This window comes from Burkholderia sp. BCC0398 (genome assembly GCF_902833245.1).
Classification (GTDB): domain Bacteria; phylum Pseudomonadota; class Gammaproteobacteria; order Burkholderiales; family Burkholderiaceae; genus Burkholderia; species Burkholderia sola.
The window spans coordinates 32,760-53,602 of the sequence record NZ_CADFEM010000008.1; the positions used below are offsets into that span (position 1 = coordinate 32,760).

16 protein-coding genes and 1 pseudogene are annotated in these 20,843 nt (G+C 68.6%); 13 read left to right on the forward strand and 4 right to left on the reverse strand.

What is annotated here, in order from left to right; translation table 11 throughout:
* Positions 1 to 55 precede the first annotated feature (55 nt).
* The 6 genes from HWX76_RS18470 to HWX76_RS18495 all read left to right on the forward strand — a co-directional run bounded on the left by HWX76_RS18470 (position 56) and on the right by HWX76_RS18495 (position 6,768).
* Positions 56 to 1,528 (forward strand): serine hydrolase, encoded by a 1,473-nt coding sequence (locus tag HWX76_RS18470; protein WP_089490241.1) that lies wholly within the window; start codon positions 56 to 58, stop codon positions 1,526 to 1,528.
* Positions 1,509 to 1,952: a GNAT family N-acetyltransferase gene (locus tag HWX76_RS18475; protein WP_050016042.1), complete on the forward strand. Its 444-nt coding sequence runs from the start codon at positions 1,509 to 1,511 to the stop codon at positions 1,950 to 1,952. The genes HWX76_RS18470 and HWX76_RS18475 overlap by 20 nt, the downstream gene beginning before the upstream one ends.
* Positions 1,949 to 3,196 carry an MFS transporter gene (locus tag HWX76_RS18480; protein WP_050016040.1) on the forward strand — a complete coding sequence of 416 codons (1,248 nt, stop codon included), beginning with the start codon at positions 1,949 to 1,951 and terminating at the stop codon, positions 3,194 to 3,196. Before HWX76_RS18475 ends, HWX76_RS18480 begins: the two co-directional genes overlap by 4 nt.
* A gap of 106 nt (positions 3,197 to 3,302) precedes the next feature.
* A complete protein-coding gene (locus HWX76_RS18485) occupies positions 3,303 to 4,109 on the forward strand; it encodes an aspartyl/asparaginyl beta-hydroxylase domain-containing protein (RefSeq protein ID WP_050016037.1) in 807 nt (268 codons plus the stop codon).
* A gap of 407 nt (positions 4,110 to 4,516) precedes the next feature.
* Entirely contained in the window at positions 4,517 to 5,236 is a 720-nt protein-coding gene (locus HWX76_RS18490) for a response regulator transcription factor (RefSeq protein ID WP_050016036.1), read from the forward strand.
* Positions 5,236 to 6,768, forward strand: a complete 1,533-nt coding sequence (locus HWX76_RS18495; RefSeq protein WP_124631913.1) for a HAMP domain-containing sensor histidine kinase — start codon at positions 5,236 to 5,238, stop codon at positions 6,766 to 6,768. Before HWX76_RS18490 ends, HWX76_RS18495 begins: the two co-directional genes overlap by 1 nt.
* Before the next feature lie 16 nt (positions 6,769 to 6,784).
* Here HWX76_RS18495 and HWX76_RS18500 read toward each other — a convergent pair whose 3' ends face one another.
* A complete protein-coding gene (locus HWX76_RS18500) occupies positions 6,785 to 7,885 on the reverse strand; it encodes an AraC family transcriptional regulator (protein WP_124557484.1) in 1,101 nt (366 codons plus the stop codon).
* Between the two features lie 312 nt (positions 7,886 to 8,197).
* Between HWX76_RS18500 and HWX76_RS18505 the strand changes: the two genes are divergently transcribed.
* From HWX76_RS18505 to HWX76_RS18530, 6 genes and pseudogenes are all read left to right on the forward strand, one after another.
* Positions 8,198 to 9,832: an AMP-binding protein gene (locus tag HWX76_RS18505; RefSeq protein WP_050016029.1), complete on the forward strand. Its 1,635-nt coding sequence runs from the start codon at positions 8,198 to 8,200 to the stop codon at positions 9,830 to 9,832.
* Between the two features lie 46 nt (positions 9,833 to 9,878).
* Positions 9,879 to 10,999: pseudogene (locus HWX76_RS18510) on the forward strand (AraC family transcriptional regulator).
* Positions 11,000 to 11,421: 422 nt separating this feature from the next.
* Positions 11,422 to 13,212 carry an acyl-CoA dehydrogenase gene (locus HWX76_RS18515; RefSeq protein WP_124631912.1) on the forward strand — a complete coding sequence of 597 codons (1,791 nt, stop codon included), beginning with the start codon at positions 11,422 to 11,424 and terminating at the stop codon, positions 13,210 to 13,212.
* A 35-nt stretch (positions 13,213 to 13,247) separates the two neighbouring features.
* Positions 13,248 to 14,921, forward strand: a complete 1,674-nt coding sequence (locus HWX76_RS18520) for an electron transfer flavoprotein-ubiquinone oxidoreductase (RefSeq protein ID WP_176016149.1) — start codon at positions 13,248 to 13,250, stop codon at positions 14,919 to 14,921.
* Positions 14,922 to 14,969: 48 nt separating this feature from the next.
* Entirely contained in the window at positions 14,970 to 16,163 is a 1,194-nt protein-coding gene (gene bktB, locus HWX76_RS18525; RefSeq protein WP_124639979.1) for a beta-ketothiolase BktB, read from the forward strand.
* 38 nt (positions 16,164 to 16,201) lie between these two features.
* Positions 16,202 to 17,056, forward strand: coding sequence for a 3-hydroxybutyryl-CoA dehydrogenase (locus HWX76_RS18530; RefSeq protein ID WP_050017772.1), 855 nt, complete (start codon positions 16,202 to 16,204; stop codon positions 17,054 to 17,056).
* A 115-nt stretch (positions 17,057 to 17,171) separates the two neighbouring features.
* On the opposite strand, the gene HWX76_RS18535 is transcribed toward HWX76_RS18530, so the two are convergent.
* A complete protein-coding gene (locus HWX76_RS18535) occupies positions 17,172 to 18,035 on the reverse strand; it encodes a DUF2071 domain-containing protein (protein ID WP_124631908.1) in 864 nt (287 codons plus the stop codon).
* 126 nt (positions 18,036 to 18,161) lie between these two features.
* Complete coding sequence (deoC, locus tag HWX76_RS18540; RefSeq protein WP_124631907.1) at positions 18,162 to 18,842, reverse strand: deoxyribose-phosphate aldolase; 681 nt, start codon at positions 18,840 to 18,842, stop codon at positions 18,162 to 18,164.
* Positions 18,843 to 18,988: 146 nt separating this feature from the next.
* Between deoC and deoR the strand changes: the two genes are divergently transcribed.
* Positions 18,989 to 19,759, forward strand: a complete 771-nt coding sequence (gene deoR / locus HWX76_RS18545) for a DNA-binding transcriptional repressor DeoR (protein WP_124557405.1) — start codon at positions 18,989 to 18,991, stop codon at positions 19,757 to 19,759.
* Between the two features lie 31 nt (positions 19,760 to 19,790).
* On the opposite strand, the gene HWX76_RS18550 is transcribed toward deoR, so the two are convergent.
* Positions 19,791 to 20,843, reverse strand: a complete 1,053-nt coding sequence (locus tag HWX76_RS18550; RefSeq protein WP_176016150.1) for an aldose 1-epimerase family protein — start codon at positions 20,841 to 20,843, stop codon at positions 19,791 to 19,793.

The following is a 20,843-nucleotide window of genomic DNA, read 5'->3' on the forward strand; positions in this document are numbered from 1 at the left end:
CCGCGGGGCGGCCCGCATCGTCTCGTCGAATCGTCGAACGAGGAAAACACTCCCCATGCCGGATCGTCCTCCGTCCCGTGTCGCTACCGCCGTCAAGATTCTCGCCGTCACGGTCATGCTGTTGCTGGCCGCTGCCGTGGGCCTGCTGTATTGGGCGCTGCCCGCCGCGACCGGCTATGCGTCGCATTACCTGTGCGCGCGCGTGCTCGCCGGCGGCGACGGTAGCGACGGTAGCGACGGCGATGCGCGCGCCGTGTTCGCGCGCGAGGTGCAGCCGATCAATCCGTTGTTCGACTTCGTCACGTACCGGATCGACCGTGCGCGACAGACCGTCGAGGCCGCAGGGCTCGGCGTGCTGCGCTCGACGGTCGCGTTGTACCGGCCGGGCCTCGGCTGCACGATCGCGCCGGCCGACGCGATCGACGCGTTGCGCGTGGAGGGCGATGGCCTCGCGCTGCCGGGCGCGTCGGCCGAGGCCGACAACCTCGACGATGCCATACCGTCCGATCCGCCGCCGGCGCTGGGCGCCGTGCTGGATCGCGCGGTGGCGGAGCCGGCGCCCGGATCGCTGCGCAACACGCTGGCGGTGGTCGTGCGGCAGGACGGCAAGCTCGTCGGCGAGCGGTACGCGCCGGGCGTCACGGCCGATACCCCGTTGCTCGGCTGGTCGATGACGAAGACCGTCACCGCATTGCTGGCGGGCGTATTGGCCCGCGACGGCAAACTGACGCTCGCGCAGGATCGCCTGCTGGACGACTGGGCGTCGTCCGGCGACCCGCGCCAGGCGATCCGGTTGCGCGACTTGCTGCAATGGACGAGCGGGCTGGACTACCGGGAAGGCTATCTGCCCGGCTCGGACACGACGAAGATGCTGTACCAGTCGACCGACATGGCGCGCTTCGTCGCGAGCCGGCCGCTGAAGATCGCGCCCGGCCGCGAGGTGGACTACCAGAGCGGCGGCAGCGTGCTGGTCGCGAAGATCATCGCGCGCGCGGTCTCGCCGCGGCCGCTCGACATCGTGCCGTTCGCACGGGCGCGGCTGTTCGAGCCGCTCGGCATCCGCACCGCGATGATGGAGCCCGACGCGTCGGGCACGCTGGTCGGCAGCAGCTACATGCTGGCATCGGCGCGGGACTGGTCGAAGCTCGGCCAGTTGATCCTGCAGCACGGCGTGTGGCGCGGCGCGCGCATCGTCGATGAGGACTGGGTGCGTTTCATGGCGACGCCCGAGGCGACCCGGCACGACGGCCGGCTCGGTGCGCATCTTTGGCTGAATGCCGGCGCCGGCGGCGCGCGCCGGTTTCCGTCGCTGCCCGAGGACCTGGTGATGATGGACGGCTTCAATCACCAGCTGGTGGTGATCGTGCCGTCGTGCCGCGTGGTCATCACGCGGCTGGGCGCGACGGTGGACCACAGCTGGGACACCGAACGCTTCGTCGCCGACGTGATGGCGAGCCTGCCGGGCTGCGCCGACCCGGCAACCACGTCCGCTGCAAGGGAAGCGAATCATGAAGATCATCGTACGTGACGCAGTGGCCGCCGATACGCCGGCCCTGCGCGAGCTGTTCCTGCACTCGCGCCGCGAGACCTTCGTCTGGGTGCCGGCCGGCGCGTTCCAGCCGGCCGACTTCGACGCCCAGACGGAAGGCGAGCGGCTGAGGGTCGCCGAGGACGCAAGCGGGCGACTCGCCGGCTTCGTGTCGGTCTGGGAACCCGACCATTTCATCCACCACCTGCACGTGTCCCGGCCGCACCACCGCAGCGGCGTCGGCCGCGCGCTGCTGCGCGCGCTGCCGGGCTGGCCGGCCACCCGCTATCGGCTCAAGTGCCTGCGCGCCAACGCGCCGGCGCTGGCGTTCTATGCGGCGTGCGGCTTCGCCGAGATCGGCGCCGGCAGCGCGGAAGACGGCGAGTACCTGCTGCTCGAGTCCGGCGACAAGGACAGCCGATGACCGTCCACCTGCGGTACTGCCTGCAGCAGGCGGCGTTGTGGGGTACCTTCGGCCTCGTGCTGCCGGTCGTCACGCTGTTCCTGCTGCACAACCATTTCACGCTGTTCGAGATCGGGCTTTACGCGGCGCTGTTCAGCCTGTCGACCATCGCGCTGGAGCTGCCGTTCGGCGCGATGGCCGACCGCGTGGGCCGCATCCGGACCTATCGCGTATCGCTGCTGATGAACAGCGTCGGCTGCGCGCTGATGCTGTGCTTCAGCCAGAAGCCGATGCTGTACCTCGCGGCGGCGAGCTTCGGCATCGCGCGCGCGATGAGTTCCGGGACCGTCGACGCGTGGTATGTCGGCCTGCTGCGCGAGCACGGCGAAACGAAGCGGATTCCGTATTTTCTCGGCCGTGCGGAGCTGGCTTCCGCGCTCGGGCTGGCGAGCATGTCGCTGGTCGGCGGCGTGCTCCCGGACCTGATCGGCAGCCGGCTGTTCGACAACCCGTACAAGATCGGCCTCGCGCTCGCATGCGGCTTGTTCGTCGTGCTGCTGGGTCTCACGTCGTGGTTTTTCGCCGAGGCGGAGCAGGCGCCGCACGAGGCGGTGCCCGCCGGCAGGATTCTCGACGATCTTCGGGAACTGGTCCGGTTCACGTGGCACGGCGGCGCGGTGCGGCCGCTGATCCTGCTCTGCATGCTGCTCGGCGGCGTCGTGTCGGTGCTGGAGAGCTACTGGCCGGTCGTGTTGAAGACGCTCGTGCCGATGCATGGCGCGACCTGGGCGTTCGGCCTGTTCCTCACGCTGATGCTGGTCGTGAAGGGCGCGGGCGGCTGGGTGTCGTATCGCGTGATGAAGCAATGCGCCGCGCGGCCAGCGCTCGCCGTGACGCTGCCGTTCGCCGGGCTCGCCGTGAGCCTCGTGCTGACGCGCTGGGCGAATCACGTCGTCGCGTTCGGCATCGTGCTGAGCGGGGTCGCGCTGTGCCTCGGCATCGCCGGCGCGGTGGTCAACGCGGTGCTGCATCACCGCACGCCCGATGCGCTGCGATCGCGCGCCGTCTCGTTCTTTTCGCTGGTGTTCCAGCTCGGCAGCATGATCGCGTCGGTCCTGCTCGGCTACCTGGTCAGCCAGTGGGGCGTGCAGGCGGTGTGGTGCGGCGTCGGCGTGCTGGTCGCGGCGGCGTCCGGATACGGCGCGACGATCGGCGGCTGGGCCGCCGACCCGGTGGAAGAAGCAAAGGCGACGGCGCGCGTGTAGGGCCGGGCGCGCCGGTTCGATGCAGGTGCGATGCGTCATGCGGTAGCGGCAATCTTTTTCGTTTGTCACCCCACGATAGCCAAGGAGAGCGACTTTGAAACAGGAGATGAGCAATGCGATTCACGACACGCTGGATGCGCTCGTGTCGCAGTACGGGAGGGCGGCGCTCGAACGCGTGATCGCGTTCGTCGACATCAATACGGGGCGGGTTCCGTTGCCCGCGCTGCCGAAACATCAGCGGCCGCTGCTGTTCTATTTCCCGGGGCTCGACGGGAAGCCGTGGTACGACGCGTCCGATTATCCGGAGCTCGAGGCGTTCACGTCGACGCTCGAGGCGTCGGTCGACGTGCTGCGCGAGGAGTTCCTCGCGCAGGTCACCACGTCGATGCTGCTGCCGTACGAAGAACAGGTGGCGGGACGGTTCGAGTCGATCCGGCGCAACGACTGGGGGTCGTTCTATTTCAGGCGCAAGGGCGAGCCGGAGGTCGAGGAGAATTGCCGCCGTTGCCCGCGCACCGCGGCGCTGATGCGCGAGGTGCAGGATTTCCTCAGCCCGAGCGGCGCGTTCATCTTTTCGGTGATCCAGGGCGGCACGCGGATTCCGCCGCATTCGGACACGACCAATCTCAAGCTGACCTGCCAGCTTCCGCTGATCGTGCCGCATGGCTCGCGACTGCGCGTCGGCGACGAGACGCGCGAGTGGCCGGACCGGCGCGCGATCATTTTCGACGATACGTTCGAACATGAGAGCTGGAACGACAGCGACGAGCCGCGGGTTTGCCTGCTGGTCGATATCTGGCATCCGGGCATCACGCGGATCGAGCGGGACGCGGTCGAGCGTCTCGATGCGGCGATCAGCCAGCATCTCGGTCTGGATTTCCGGCCGCCCTGGGCCGAAGCGGCCGCGGCGTAACGCGGGGCAGGGCGGCCGGCTGACGGAGGTCGCCTTTTCGATCATCGACCGATAGCGGCTCGGTCAGGCTGGCATTCGGCGCCGCGCTCGTTCTTGCAGCGGCGGCCGCACGGATGCCGGCCGCGCGCCGCGCCGAGGGAAAGGGCGGCACGGGGCATCTCGCGCACTTTTTTTCGTGTCTATTGCGGGGGGGCGTGGAATCGAGTTTGAGGGGCCGGAGCGGGAAGCCTCGCGGATAGGGGCTCACATCACGCGCACGATCCAAACTTAAACGAAATGTGATCCCTCGCCGCCGCAAAATTTTGCACAATGACGGCAGCGCGGCCTCCCGCCGCGCTTCGATCCGGGCCGATCGCCCGCCGATCACCGTTATTGAGCCCCGCTCCTACGTGCCGCCGCCCACCGCCATGGACCAACCGAAACGCATCCTGATCGTCGAGGACGACGCCGACATCGCCGACGTGCTGAGCCTGCACCTGCGCGACGAGCGCTACGAGGTCGTGCACAGCGCGGACGGCGCCGAAGGGCTGCGCCTGCTCGAACAGGGCAACTGGGACGCGCTGATCCTCGACCTGATGCTGCCGGGCGTCGACGGCCTCGAGATCTGCCGGCGCGCGCGGGCGATGACGCGCTATACGCCGATCATCATCACGAGCGCGCGGTCGAGCGAGGTGCACCGGATCCTCGGCCTCGAACTCGGCGCCGACGACTACCTCGCGAAGCCGTTCTCGGTGCTCGAACTCGTCGCGCGCGTGAAGGCGCTGCTGCGGCGCGTCGATGCGCTCGCGCGCGATTCGCGGATCGACGCGGGCACGCTCGACGTCGCGGGGCTCGCGATCGACCCGATCGCGCGCGAGGCGAGCGTCGACGGCGCACGCATCGACCTCACGCCGCGCGAATTCGACCTGCTGTATTTCTTCGCGCGGCACCCGGGCAAGGTGTTCTCGCGGATGGACCTGCTGAACGCCGTGTGGGGCTACCAGCACGAAGGCTACGAACACACGGTCAACACCCACATCAACCGCCTGCGCGCGAAGATCGAGGCCGATCCGGCCGAGCCGGTGCGAATCCTCACCGTGTGGGGGCGCGGCTACAAGCTCGCCGCGCCGGGCCAGCGGGACGCATGATGAAGCTCACGCTCACCCGGCGGCTGTCGCTCGTGTTCTCGATCCTGCTGCTCGCGTGCTCGGGCGCGTCGGCGTGGCTGCAGATCCGCGCGAACGACATGCGCGAGAAGGAAGTCGTGCAGGCGCTGTCGCGCGACCTGGCCGCCAACATCGCCAACAGTGCGCCGCTGATGGACGCGAACGGGCTGCGCCCCGACGCCGTGCGCACGCTGTTCGGCCAGTTGATGGGCGTGAACCCGAGCGTCGAGGTGTACCTGCTCGACAACGCGGGGCGCATCAAGGGCGACGACGCGCCGCCCGGCCACGTGAAGCGCGACCGCGTCGATCTCGCGCCCGTGCAGCGCTTCATCGCGGGCGAGCCGCTGCCGATCCTCGGCGACGATCCGCGCAGCCCGGACGCGCGCAAGGTGTTCAGCGCCGCGCCGCTGCAGCGCGCGGGGCAGCCGCCGTCCGGCTACATCTACGTGGTGCTGCTCGGCGAGGCGCATGACCGGCTCGCCGCGCGCGTCGACGCCGGCAACGTGCTGCGCACGACGCTGTGGTCGATGGCGATCGTCGCGCTGCTCGGCCTGCTCGCGGGGCTCGTCGCATTCGGCTTCATCACGCGCCCGCTGCGCCGGCTGACGGCCGCGATGCGCGACTTCGACGCGAACGGTGCGCCCCGCGCGCCGGGTGGGGCCGACACGCTCAACACGCCCGACACGCCGCCGCCGGTGCTGCACTTGCCGCCGGGCCGCCGCGGCGACGACATCGCGGTGCTCGAATCCGCGTTCGCGCAAATGGCCGACCGGATCGGCGACCAGTGGCGCGCGCTGACGCGTCAGGACCAGCAGCGGCGCGAACTGATCACGAACATCTCGCACGACCTGCGCACGCCGCTGACGTCGCTGCACGGCTATCTGGAGACGCTGTCCCTGAAGGCCGACACGCTGCCCGAGCCCGAGCGGCGGCGCTACCTGTCGATCGCGCTCGCGCAGAGCGCGAAGGTCGGGCGGCTCGCGCAGGCGCTGTTCGAACTCGCGCGGCTCGAATCGGGCGGCGTGCAGGCCGAGCGCGAGCCGTTCTCGCTCGTCGATCTCGTGCAGGACGTGTTCCAGAAATTCGAGCTGGCCGCGCAATCGCGCGGCGTCGCGCTGCATGCGCGGATTCCGCCGCGCGTGCCGGTCGTATCGGCCGATCTCGGGATGATCGAGCGCGTGCTGACCAACCTGCTCGACAACGCGCTGCGGCACACGCCTTCGCACGGCGAGGTCGAGATCGCGCTGGAGACGCACGGCGATCGCGTGATCGTGACCGTGTCGGATACCGGGGAAGGGATTCCGGCCGCACGGCGCGAAGGGCTGTTCCAGCGGCCGCAGCGGCCGATGAGCGGCGGCACCGCGACGAGCGGCGGGCTGGGCCTGCTGATCGTGCACCGGATGCTGGCGCTCAACGGCAGCGGCATCCGGCTCGTCGACCGGGAAGGGCGCGGTGCGGTGTTCGAGTTCGCGCTGGCGGTCGCGTCGCCGGCGGCGGGCGACGGTACGCGCTGACCGCGCTCGGCAGGCGCTACTTGCCGCGCTTGCGCCGCACGTCGCTCGGCGTCGTGCCGGTCCAGCGCTTGAACGCGTGGCGGAATCCCACTGCATCGCTGAAGCCCAGCGTCAGCGCGATATCCTCGGTGCTGAGCGTGGTCGTGCCGAGATAGTCGATCGCGAGCGCCTTGCGCACGCTCGTCAGCAGTTCGCTGTACGACGTGCCTTCGGCTTCGAGCTTGCGGCGCAGCGTGCGCGACGTCATGCACAGGCTCTCGGCGATCGCGTCGATGTCCGGGAATTGTCCCGGCGTGCGGGTGAGCTCCTCGTACACGCGTCGCGTAATGCCCGACTGGCTGCGTAATGCGTCGAGCAATTGCGCGCAGTGCGACGACACCTGCGCGGCCGTGATCGGATTCGCGAGCTGCGGCGCGCGCGCGAGCCATGCCGCCGGATAGCTGAGCACGTGATGCGGCTGGTCGAACGCGATCGGGCATTCGAGCGCGTCGGTCAGCAGCGCCCCGTGCGGCGGCCGCGGCTGCGCGAACTGCGCGCGCGCGGGCACGCACCACGCACCCATCACGTCCTTGATGATCGTCACGTGCAGCGCGAACTGCATGTCGATCAGGAAACGGTACAGCGGCTCGTCGAGATCGGGCAGCGCGACTTCGTGGCGGTCCGGAAACAGCCACGATGCGGTATCGCCCTGTTCGACCCAGCGGATCGGCAGCATGCCGTTCGCGAGCCGGTGATATTTGACGGCCGAATCGAACGCGCGCGCGAGCGATTCCGAGCACAGCATCGCGTAGCCGTACATGCCGTAGCTCGACGCGCGCAGCAGGCGGCCGACGCGTACGCCGAGGTCGGTGCCGTCGTACCGGCCGACCGCATTGCGCGCGGCCGTCAGGAACTGCAGCGGCGACGTGAGCGTGAACGGGTCCGCGACGTCGGCCGGCGCGAGGCCGGTGCCGGCGAGCACCGTCGCCGGGTCGAGGCCGGCTTGCGCGGCCACGTCGACGAGCACGGCCAGCTTGGCCGGCGTGAAGCGCTGCTCGCGCAACGCGTGGGCGGCGGCGGCGTCCGGCAGCCCGGTAGGCTGGGCATGGGGAGGTTTCGAGAGCGCACTGCGCGGCATGACGGGGATCCTGCGTCCGAATCGATATCGTTGACGGCACGCAATTCTGCTCGGGAACGGTCCCATTCGCCACAGGGTTCACCCTGAGGCACCGACGGAGCTGCCCGGGCGGACACGCGTTCGCCGTGCGATGTTGCGCAGGCACGCGCCTCGCCTGTCCGTTTCGATCATGTTTTCGGCCGCCCGGATCATTTGCAAAGCGCGTCGTGCGCGCGATAGTCGCCGATCAGGCGGCGGCCCGCGTCCTTCCGGCGTGCAGGCCGCCGTGCGAACGGCACGCAGGCTGGCGTGCCGTCCCCAGAGGAGTGAGACATGACGAACAGACACTGGACCGGGTCGTATGGCCCGATCCCCGCCGAGATCGACGCCGACCGCCATCCCTCCGTCAGCGCGCTGCTGGACGACGCGATGCGCCGCTTCGCCGACCGTCCGGCGTTCCATGCGTTCGGCCGCACGCTCACCTATGCCGACGTCGAGCGCCTGTCGAGCGCGCTGGCCGCGTATCTGCAGCAGGTCGTCGGCGTGCGCAAGGGCGATCGCGTGGCCGTGATGCTGCCCAACGTGCTCGCGTTTCCGGTCGTGTTCGTCGCCGTCGCGAAGATCGGCGCGGTCCAGGTCAACGTGAATCCGCACTACACCGCGCGCGAGCTCGAGCATCAGCTCAACGACGCGGGGGTCGAGGTGGCGATCGTCTGCGGCGGGTCGATGGGCACGTTCGCGGACGTGGTCGGCGGCACGCGCGTGCGCACCGTGCTGAGCGTGGGGCGCGACGATCTCGGCGTCGTCGATGCGCCGGCCGGCGCGTGCGACGCGCTGCCGCCCGGTTCGACCGCGCTCGCGCACGCCATCGCCGCCGGCGAATCGCTCGCGTGCGAGCCGGTTGCGCAAAGCGGCGCGGACCTGTTGCTGCTGCAATACACGGGCGGCACGACCGGCCTGTCGAAGGGCGCGGCGCTGTCGCATCGCAACCTCGTCGCGAACGTCGCGCAGTTCGCGGCGATCGTGCCGGATGCGCGCCAGCCGGGCGAAGAGGTCATCGTCACGGCGATCCCGCTCTATCACATCTTCGCGCTGACGGTGAACTTCCTGTCCTACTTCGCGATCGGCGCGCAGAACTGGCTCGTCGCGAACCCGCGCGACATGGACGGGTTCGTCGACGTGCTGAAGGCCGCGCGGCCGACCGTGTTCGTCGGCGTGAACACGCTGTACGCGGGGCTTGCCGGCCATCCGCGGCTGAAGGAGGTCGACTGGTCGCGGCTGAAGCTGTCGGCCGGCGGCGGCGCGGCGGTGATCGACGTGATCTCGTCGCGCTGGAAGGCGGTGACGGGTAATTTCATCCGCGAAGGCTACGGGCTGTCGGAAACGTCGCCGGTCGTGTCGTTCAACCCGCAGTCGATCGACCGGTTCACGGGCACCACGGGCCTGCCGCTGCCGTCAACCGACGTGAAGCTGCTCGACGACCAGGATCGCGAGGTGGCGATCGGCGAAGCGGGCGAGATCTGCGTGAAGGGGCCGCAGGTGATGAGCGGCTACTGGCAGAAGCCGGACGCGAATGCGGCCGCGTTCACCGCGGACGGCTATTTCCGCACCGGCGATGTCGGCGTGTTCGACGCGGCCGGCTTCCTGCGGATCGTCGACCGCAAGAAGGACATGATCATCGTGTCCGGCTTCAACGTGTATCCGAACGAGGTGGAGGCGGTCGCGACCGCGCTGCCGGGCGTCGCCGAATGCGCGTGCATCGGCGTGCCGGACCCGCGTACGGGCGAGGCCGTCAAGCTGTTCGTGGTGCTGGCGCCGGACGCCGACGTGACCGAAGCGCATCTCGTCGCGCATTGCCGCGCGAGCCTGGCCGCGTACAAGGTGCCGAAGCTCGTGCGCTTCGTCGACCGGCTGCCGAAGTCGACGGTCGGCAAGATCCTGCGCCGGGAACTCAGCCGCACCGACTGATGACGGCGCCGCGACCCGCCGCGCGGCCGCGGCTGCGCGGCGCGGTGTGCGTGGAAAGCCCCGAAGGTGGCGCGCGGGCCGCTCAAGTACAATGCGGTCGGTTCGATCGACGGGGACGCGATGACCGGCTCAGATTCACTTTCCGCCCAGCCCGGGCGTGCGCTGCCGTCGCCGAGCGCGACGGTGCCGATCTCGCTCGTCAACGGTTTTCTCGCGAGCGCGGGCGTGCAGCGCGACGTGGTCGAGCGCTACCTGCGCGGCGCCGGCATTCCGATCGAGCTGCTCGGCGAGCCGCATGCGCGGGTGACGGAGGAGCAGTTCTCGACGCTGTACCGCACGCTCGCGATCGACCTCGACGACGAGATGCCCGGCATCTTCTCGCGCCCGTTGCGCGGCGGCACGCTGAAGTACCTGTGCCTGAGCCTGCTCGATGCGCGCAACCTCGAAACGGCGCTGCATCGTTTCGGGCAATTCTTCCATATCCTGCTCGACGATTTCTTTGTCGAATCGAAGCGCGACGAGCTCGTCGCGCAGGTGCTGCTGCGTCCGAACGACGCCATCGGACCGATCGGCGCGCTCGGCCAGGAGCTGATGCTCAAGCTCGTGCACGGCGTGTGCTCCTGGCTGATCGGGCAGAAAATTCCGCTGCTGCAGATCGAGTTCGCGTGCCCGCGGCCGCGCCATGCGGTCGATCACCTGTACTTCTTCACCGGGGCCGTGCAGTTCGACTGCGCGCGCACGCTGATGCGCTTCAGCGCCGATTACCTCGACGCGCCGATCCGGCAGAGCAAACGCAACCTGCGCAAGTTCCTCGCGCGCGCGCCCGGCGACTGGATCTTCGAATCGTTCAGCGAACAGCTCGTGTGCCATCGCGTGCGGCAATACCTGTCGGCGGCGCTGCCGGATCTGCCCGTGATCGATCAGGCGGCCGAGCACCTGCATTGCTCGGTGCGCACGCTGAGCCGCCATCTGGCCGCCGAAGGGACGACGTTCCAGGTGCTGAAGGACGAGCTGCGGCGCGATGTCGCGATCCAGCGGCTGACCGATACGCCCGACACGATCGCGGCGATCGGCGCCGATATCGGCTTCGACGATCCGAGCGCGTTTCATCGCGCGTTCCGGCACTGGACGGGCAGTACGCCGGGGACGTATCGGCGCCGCGCGTGACGCCGGAGTGGGGCCGGGTGTCGCTGATTCGCGGTTTCACGGGTTCACGGATCGCATCCCATAACCGGCTCCTTTGCGGTATTCATGGCCGGTTTTTCAGAGGACACTCCCATAACCGGCTCCCTTTGCCGCTTCGAGCCGGGGAGCCGCGCGTGCAACGGGCCGTTTTTTGGCGCGCGTTGCCGCCATTGTCGAGACGGACGGATCGGGCGCCGACGCCCGCCCGGCGGGCTTCACCGCCGCGCGCAAGGGCCGCGTGCGGCGTGCGACGTGGCCGGTTTTGTCACCATGTGGGCCGGATATGACAATGGGAATCGGGATCCCCGGCGTTAGGATGGCCCATCGCGTCGCCCGGCACTGGCCGGTTTTGCCGTACCGGCCCCCGTGGCGCCCCTATTCACCGCCTGAATGGAACATCGACCATGAGCTATAACGCCCCCGTCAAGGACATGCTGTTCGTGCTGAAGGAACTCGCAGGCATCGACGCCGTCGCGCAGTTGCCGGGCTTCGAGGATGCGGGTGTCGACACGGCGCAGGCCGTGCTCGACGAATCCGCGAAATTCTGCGGCGAGGTGCTGGCGCCGCTGAACGTCGAAGGCGACCGCAACCCGAGCAGCTGGAAGGATGGCGTCGTGACCGCGACGCCGGGCTTCGGCGCAGCGTTCCGTCAGTTCGTCGAGGGCGGCTGGCAGGGGCTGCAGCATCCGGCCGAATACGACGGCCAGGGCCTGCCGAAGCTGATCGCGACGCCGTGCATCGAGATGCTGAACGCATCGAACCTGTCGTTCGCGTTGTGTCCGCTGCTCACCGACGGCGCGATCGAGGCGCTGCTGACGGCCGGCACCGACGAGCAGAAGCAGCGCTACGTGCCGAAGCTGATCTCCGGCGAATGGACCGGCACGATGAACCTGACCGAGCCGCAAGCCGGGTCGGATCTCGCGCTGGTGCGCTCGCGCGCGGAGCCGCAGGGCGACGGCACGTACAAGGTGTTCGGCACGAAGATCTTCATCACGTGGGGCGAGCACGACATGGCGGACAACATCGTCCACCTGGTGCTGGCGCGCACGCCGAACGCACCGGAAGGCGTGAAGGGCATCTCGCTGTTCATCGTGCCGAAGTTCATGGTCAACGAAGACGGTTCGCTCGGCGCGCGCAACGACGTGCACTGCGTGTCGATCGAGCACAAGCTCGGGATCAAGGCGAGCCCGACCGCGGTGCTGCAATACGGCGATCACGGCGGCGCGATCGGTTACCTGGTCGGCGAAGAGAATCGCGGCCTCGAATACATGTTCATCATGATGAACGCGGCGCGCTTCGGCGTCGGGATGCAGGGGATCGGCGTGGCCGACCGCGCGTACCAGAAGGCCGCCGCATTCGCGAAGGAACGCGTGCAGAGCCGCCCGGTGGACGGCTCGGCGAAGCAGTCGGTGACGATCATCCATCACCCGGACGTGCGCCGGATGCTCGGCACGATGCGTGCGCTGACCGAAGGCGCGCGCGCGCTCGCCTACGTGGCCGCCGCGCACAGCGACATGGCGCACCGCCATTCGGACGAGGCGACGCGCGCGCGTCATCAGGCGATCTACGAATATCTGGTGCCGGTCGTGAAGGGCTGGAGCACCGAGATGGTGAACGACGTGGCGAGCCTCGGCGTGCAGGTGCACGGCGGGATGGGCTTCATCGAGGAAACCGGCGCCGCGCAGTACTACCGCGACGCGCGGATCCTCGCGATCTACGAAGGCACGACCGCGATCCAGGCGAACGACCTCGTCGGCCGCAAGACGCTGCGCGACGGCGGCGCGGTCGCGAAGGCGCTGATCGCCGAGATCGGCGACACGGTCGCGGCGCTCGGCAAGCTCGACGGCGCGGCGGCCGCATCGATGAAGGCGCAACTGGAGAAGGGGGCGCGCGCGTTGTCGGCGGTGGTCGACTACGTGCTGGCGAACGCGAAACAGGACCCGAACGCGGTGTTCGCGGGCAGCGTGCCGTACCTGAAGCTCGCGGGCGTCGTGCTGTGTGGCTGGCAGATGGCGCGCGCACTGCTGGCTGCGCACGCGAACCGCGCGAGCGACGTCGCGTTCTTCGACGCGAAGATCGCGATCGCGCAATGCTATGCGGAGCACGTGCTCGTGCAGGCGAGTGCGCTCGAAGCGTCGATCGTCGGCGCGAAGGGCAACGAGAGCGTGCTCGCGTTGACGGAAGACCAGTTCTGACCGCTGACGGTCGGGACGCAGCAGGAGACAGGATTTTGACCACACAGGACTTGCTCGCGCAATACGGCCCGCGCGAATCGATGGAATACGACGTCGTGATCGTCGGCGGCGGCCCCGCCGGGCTGTCTGCCGCGATCCGGCTCAAGCAGCTGGCCGCCGAGAAAGGCACCGAGATCGGCGTGTGCGTGCTCGAGAAGGGTTCCGAGATCGGCGCGCACATCCTGTCGGGCGCGGTGATGGACCCGCGCGCGATCACCGAGCTGTTTCCCGACTGGAAGGAACGCGGTGCGCCACTCGACGTCGAGGTGAGCGAAGACCGCTTCCTGTTCCTGTCCGAGAAGAGCGCCGTCACGACGCCGAACTGGGCGCTGCCGGACAACTTCAAGAATCACGGCAACTACGTGATTTCGCTGGGCAACGTGACGCGCTGGCTCGGCCAGCAGGCCGAGGCGCTGGGCGTCGAGATCTTCCCCGGCTTCCCGGCTGCGGAGATCCTCTACAATGACGACGGTTCGGTGAAGGGCGTCGCCACCGGCAACATGGGCGTGGGCAAGGACGGCGAGCCGACCGAGAACTTCCAGCTCGGCATGGAGCTGCACGCGAAGTACACGCTGTTCGCCGAAGGCTGCCGCGGCCACCTCGGCCGTCAACTGATCTCGACGTTCAAGCTCGACGCGAACGCCGATCCGCAGGCGTACGGGATCGGCATCAAGGAACTGTGGGAAATCGATCCGGCCAAGCACAAACCGGGTCTCGTGATCCACACGGCCGGCTGGCCGCTGAAGTCCGATACGTACGGCGGCTCGTTCCTGTATCACATGGACAACAACCAGGTCGTGGTCGGCTTCGTGGTGGGCCTGGGCTACACGAACCCGTACCTGTCGCCGTTCGAGGAATTCCAGCGCTACAAGACGCACCCGTCGATCCGCGCGTTCCTGGAAGGTGGCAAGCGCGTGTCGTACGGCGCGCGGGCGATCACGGCCGGCGGCCTGCTGTCGCTGCCGAAGACGGTGTTCCCCGGCGGCGCGCTGATCGGCGACGATGCGGGCTTCCTGAACGCGTCGCGGATCAAGGGCAGCCACGCGGCGATCAAGACGGGCATGCTGGCGGCCGACGCCGCATTCGACGCGGTGCAGGCCGGCCGTCAGTCGGACGAGCTCAATGCGTACCCGGACGCGTTCAAGCAATCGTGGCTGTACACGGAGCTGTACCGCGCGCGCAACTTCAAGCAATGGATGGCGAAGGGCCTGTACCTGGGCACGCTGATGGTCGGGCTCGAGCAGAAGGTGATGGGCGGCAACGTGCCGTGGACGCTGCATCACCAGCACGCGGACCACGAGATGCTGAAGCCGGCGTCGCAATGCGAGCCGATCGAGTATCCGAAGCCGGACGGCAAGCTGACGTTCGACCGTCTGTCGTCGGTGTTCATCTCGAACACGAACCACGAGGAGAACCAGCCGGCGCACCTGACGCTGAAGGATGCGAGCGTGCCGGTGAACGTGAACCTGCGCACCTACGCGGGGCCGGAGGGGCGCTTCTGCCCGGCGGCCGTGTACGAGTTCGTGCAGAACGACGACGGCAGCGATCGCCTGGTGATCAACGCGCAGAACTGCGTGCACTGCAAGACGTGCGACATCAAGGATCCGACGCAGAACATCGTGTGGGTCACGCCCGAAGGCGGCGGCGGGCCGAACTACCCGAACATGTAACGCAACGCATCCCCGCGCCCGCGGGCGCGAACGAACCGGAGTGAGACGATGAGCAATGCAGCGAAGGAAGTCGTGGTGGTGAGCGGTGTCCGTACCGCGATCGGTGATTTCGGCGGCAGCCTGAAGGATTTCTCGCCGACCGACCTCGGCGCGAAGGTGGTCGCCGAAGTGCTGTCGCGCGCGAACGTGTCGGGCGATGCGGTCGGGCACGTCGTGTTCGGCCACGTCGTGAACACCGAGCCGAAGGACATGTATCTCGCACGCGTCGCGGCGATCAACGGCGGCGTCGCGCAGCACACGCCGGCGCTGACCGTGAACCGCCTGTGCGGCTCGGGCCTGCAGGCGATCGTGTCGGCCGCGCAGACGATCATGCTCGGCGATGCCGACATCGCGATCGGCGGCGGCTCGGAGAGCATGAGCCGCGCGCCGTACACGGTGCCGGCCGCGCGCTTCGGCCAGCGCATGGGTGACGCGAAGCTCGTCGACATGATGCTCGGCGCGCTGCACGACCCGTTCCAGACGATCCACATGGGCGTGACGGCCGAGAACGTCGCGAAGAAATACGACATCTCGCGTGACGCGCAGGATGCGCTGGCGCTCGAATCGCATCGTCGCGCGGCGCGCGCGATCGCCGAAGGCCGCTTCAAGGACCAGATCCTGCCGATCTCGATCCGCACGAAGAAGGGCGAAGTCGCGTTCGACACCGACGAGCACGTGCGGCACGACGCGGGCCCGGACGACTTCTCGAAGCTGAAGCCGGTGTTCGCGAAGGAGAACGGCACCGTGACGGCCGGCAACGCATCGGGCATCAACGATGCGGCCGCCGCCGTGCTGATGATGAGCGCGGACACCGCACGCGCGCAGGGCGTGAAGCCGCTCGCGCGCCTCGTCGCGTATGCGCATGCGGGCGTCGATCCGGCGTACATGGGCATCGGCCCGGTGCCGGCCACGCAGAAGGCGCTCGAACGCGCGGGCCTGAAGATCACCGATCTCGACGTGATCGAAGCGAACGAAGCGTTCGCCGCGCAGGCGTGCGCGGTCACGCAGGAGCTCGGCCTCGATCCGGCCAAGGTCAACCCGAACGGCTCCGGCATCTCGCTCGGTCACCCGATCGGCGCGACCGGCGCGCTGATCACGGTGAAGGCGCTGTACGAGCTGAAGCGCATCGGCGGGCGTTACGCGCTCGTGACGATGTGTATCGGCGGCGGCCAGGGGATTGCCGCAATCTTCGAGAACATCTGATAATCGACCGCTCAGCATCCGAATACACAGGAATCGTCATGGCCATCGAAACCGTCGGCGTCGTGGGCGCCGGAACCATGGGTAACGGCATTGCGCAAACCGCCGCCGTTGCAGGACTGAACGTCGTGATGATCGACGTCAGCGACGCCGCGCTCGACAAGGGCCTCGCGACGTTGAAGGGCAGCCTCGAGCGGCTCGTGTCGAAGGACAAGCTCGCGGCCGACGCCCGAGATGCGGCGCTCGCGCGCATCACGACGTCGACCGATTACGCGAAGCTTGCCGCGGTCGACATCGTGATCGAAGCCGCGACCGAGAACGTCGAGCTGAAGGGCCGCATCCTGAAGCAGATCGAGGCCGTCGCGCGCCCGGACGCGATCATCGCGACCAACACGTCGTCGATCTCGATCACCGCGCTCGCGGCGCCGCTCGCCGATCCGTCGCGTTTTCTCGGCATGCACTTCTTCAACCCGGTGCCGCTGATGCCGCTCGTCGAGATCATCCGCGGGCTGCAGACGAGCGACGCGACCGCGTCGGCCGTGCGCGCGCTGACCGAGCGTTTCGACAAGTCGCCGATCGGCGTGCGCAACTCGCCGGGCTTCGTCGTGAACCGGATCCTGGTGCCGATGATCAACGAGGCGTTCTTCGTGCTGGCTGAAGGCATCGCGTCGGCCGAGGAAATCGACGCGGGGATGAAGCTCGGCGCGAACCACCCGATCGGGCCGCTCGCGCTGGCCGACCTCGTGGGCCTCGACGTGTGCCTCGCGGTGATGGACGTGTTCCTGAAGGACTTCGGTGACCCGAAGTATCGTGCGTGCCCGCTGCTGCGCGAGATGGTGTCGGCAGGCAGGCTCGGGCGCAAGACCGGGCGTGGGGTGTACGACTACAGCAAGTAAGCCGGTCGTCCACGGTGTTTCGCGCGGCCGCCTTCGGGCGGCCGTGTGTTTTGTGCGGCGGGATTACGCGTCGAGTACCGTCAGGTTGCGCGGCAACGCGTGCTTGAACATCGCGCTACAGCAGCCGCTCGGACAGTACGCGGAATGCGACGTCGGGCACGACGAAGCACAGCGGTTCGCCGGTCGCGCCGATGCGGGCGAGGAAGTCGCCGCCCGCGGGCCCGACCGTCTTCAGCGGCCGCACCGCATCGACGTCGATCGGCAAGTCGATCGACGCATATGCGAGGCGGTCGCAGTCCTCGACATGGGCGACGGCCGCGTGCTGCAGCGACAGCGCGGCGACGGCCGCGCGCCAGTCGTCGAAGAACGGCGCGAATGCGTCGGGCAACGTCCGGTCGTGCGACGCTTCGGCCGTGCAGCGGAAGTCGGGCGCGCTGCCGCCGCTGCCAGCCAGCCGCGTGTCATAGCGTCCGTCGTGTGCCTCGTGCGTAAAGGGCCGCGCGAGATGCGACGGCAGCGCGTCGCTGAACAGCCGGCTGCCGAGCGCATAGAGCGGGTGATCGAACACGTTCTTCACGAACAGCACGGTGCGCTCGGCCGGCGCGCCGCCCGGCAGCGCATCGACGTAGAGCCGCCAGTTGCTTTGCAGCGGCGACGGAAACGCGCGCCGCAGCGGGCCGGCGAGACGCGGGCCGAAATGCCGGTGCCGGTAGGTGAGCGTCGTGAACGGCGTGCGGCCGCCGCGGCTCGCGAGCGTGACGCCGCGCGGCACGAGGTGCGCGACGGCCGCGACATCGACGACCCACGTGCAATACACGACGTGCTCGACGTCGCTTGCGAGCTGCAGGAACGGTAGCCGCGACAGCAGCGCGCGACGTGCGCGCAGCAGCGGGCCGCTCGCGACGATCCGGTTGGCGAGTCGGCCGGCGATGCCGGAGGACGGATGGACGAAGGCGTTGTCGTGGCGCATGGGCGGCATTGTGCCGGGGTTGTCGCATACGGGGAAGATGCGCGGCAAGTGTCTTGAGCCGAGCGGGCGCACATCCGCCGGCGACCCCGCGCGGTGCTGCTCGCGCGACGCATGGCGACGGCCGGGCTTCGTGCGTCAATACCCCGACCCGCCGCCGCCCTGATCGCTGACGATCGCCACCCCCGAACTCGTCCCGAGCCGCGTCGCGCCGGCTTCGAGCATCGCGAGCGCGGCTGCGCGGTCGCGCACGCCGCCCGACGCCTTCACGCCGAGCGTCGGCCCGACCGTACGCCGCATCAGCGCGACATCGGCCAGCGTCGCGCCGCCGTGGCCGAATCCGGTCGACGTCTTCACGAACGCGACGCCGAGATCGCGGCACATCTCGCACACGCGCACCTTCTCGTCGTCGGTCAGCAGCCCCGTTTCGAGGATCACCTTGAGCGGCACCGGGCCGCAAGCGCGATGTACGGCGTCGATGTCGGCCTTCACGTCGTCGGTGCGGCCGCTTTTCAGCGCGCCGATGTTGATCACCATGTCGATCTCGCCGGCGCCCGCCGCGATCGCGGCGGTGGCTTCGAACGCCTTCGCGGCGGACAGCCCCGCGCCGAGCGGGAAGCCGACCACGGCGCAGACGAGCACGCCGGTATCGACCAGCTCGCGCGCGGCGAGCGGCACGTTCGCCGAATTCACGCAGACCGAGTAAAAGCGATGCTCGGCCGCCTGGCGGCAGAGTTCGCGGATCTGCGCGTCGCTCGCGTCGGGCGCGAGCAGCGTGTGATCGATGGTTTGGGCGAGTTGGGCGTTGGAAAGCGGCATGTGTCAGGGCTCCACGGATCGTGTGCGGAAAGGGCACACGGAAAGTTGATGTTTTCACATCGGTTTGTTACAAATACGACATTCCGGCCGGGCCCGCGGGCCCGGCACGACGAGCGACTCACGCGGCGGTCACGCAGGATACAGGCATGGAAACAAAGAAGGGCGAACGGATCAAGACATTGATGAACGTGCTGCAAGGGCAGAACGCGATTCATCTGAGGGAAGTCGCCGAGCTGTTCGGCGTGTCCGAAATGACGATCCGCCGCGATCTCGCGGACAACCCGCACGGCCTCAGCCTGATCGGCGGCTACGTGACGCGCCATTTCGCCGCGCAGCGCAGCGACATCGGCGAATATCTGATCAGTGCCGAGAACAACCGGCAGACCGAGGAAAAGCGCCGCATCGGCAAGCTGGCCGCGCAGTTCGTGACGACCGGCGACACGATCTTCGTCGACTGCGGGTCGACCACGCCGTTCATCGTCGACTTCATTGCCGACGACCTCGAATTCACCGCGGTCTGCAATTCGCTGAACGTGTTCGCGAAGTTGCAGCAGAAGCCGCATTGCAACGTGATCCTGTGCGGCGGCGCGTATCACCGGCAGAACATGGTGTTCGAATCGGTCGCCGAAACGGGCATTCTCGATTCGGTACGCGTGTCGAAGGCGTTCATCTCGGCGGCCGGCGTGAGCGAGCGCTGCGGCGTCACGTGCTTCAACTTCCACGAAGTCGATGCGAAGAAGAAGGTGATGGCGCGCGCGCAGAACCGCTTCCTGCTGGTCGACCACACGAAGTTCGACGAAGTGCGCGCAGCCTATTTCGCCGAATTGACCGATTTCAACTACGTGATCTCCGACGGGCAACTGAGCCGCCGCTACGAGACGGCGATCCGCGAGCACGGGATCGCGCTCGTGACCTGATGCGGCGCCGTGCATCGCGCTTTTCGGCACGTCACGCATCGCGCGCTTCCGCCGCGCTGAGGTAGCCGGTAAGCACCTCGAAGCGGCGCGATGCGCCGGGCGCCAGCGCCGCGACGTGGCCCTTGCGGCGTTCCGCTTCGTAACCCTCCGGCTCGCAGGTCGACGGCAACGCGAACGCGGCCACCTGCTGATCCGCGTTGTGCAGGATCCAGCGCGTCGCATGCGGGAATTGCGCGGGGCGATACGCGGTGTGGAACGCGCCGCCGTCCGGATGCGCGAGCCGGAAATGCGCGACGCCGTCGGCGTCCGTTGCCGCGTCGTTCATGAAGAACACGATCTCGGGGTCGTACAGCGCGGGCGCATCGAGCGTCGCGAGCCGGGCCGGTTCGTGCGCGAGCATGGCCGTGTAGTCGCGCCATGCGGCGGTGGGCTTCACGTGCGCGGGCACGCTGTCGCGCAGCCGCATGCCGCCGCGCGGCAGCGACTGCACGAAGCGGCCGCCCGGCACGTATGCGTAGTTCAGGTGGGCCATGTACATCAGGTCCATCGGCGCGCCGCCGAGGTTCGTCACGTCCATCGCGATCGTCATCCGCGCCTCGTGCTCGGCCAGCCGCACCGACGGCCGCGCGACGTAGTGGCTGCCGAAGCCTTGCACGTATTCGTATTCGCCGGTCACTTCGACCGTTGCGCCGCGCGCGTCCATGCCGACGACGAGGCTCGCGCGGTCCATCGGCGCGCAGGGCATCTCGCCGTGCAGCGCGTGCGTGTCGTCCGGCCCCGGGCAGCCGTTGCGCAGCAACCCGCTATGGAACATGAAGCAGCCGTAGGTATCGATGATCGACGCCGCGCGCTTCGGCTGCCGGAACATGTGCTTCATCGTCAGGTCGCGGCCGTCGAATTCGGCGGCCCAGATCATCTGACCGAGATACGGCAGCACGACCAGATGACCGCGGCGGTTCTCGAGCTTCAGCGCCTCGACGCCGGACGGATACGCGAACGCGGTGACGGTGAGGCTGTCGCTGCGGTACAGCGTGCGCGGCGCTTCGCGGAAGTCGTCGCGCCGCAGTTCGATCTCGCCGCGCAT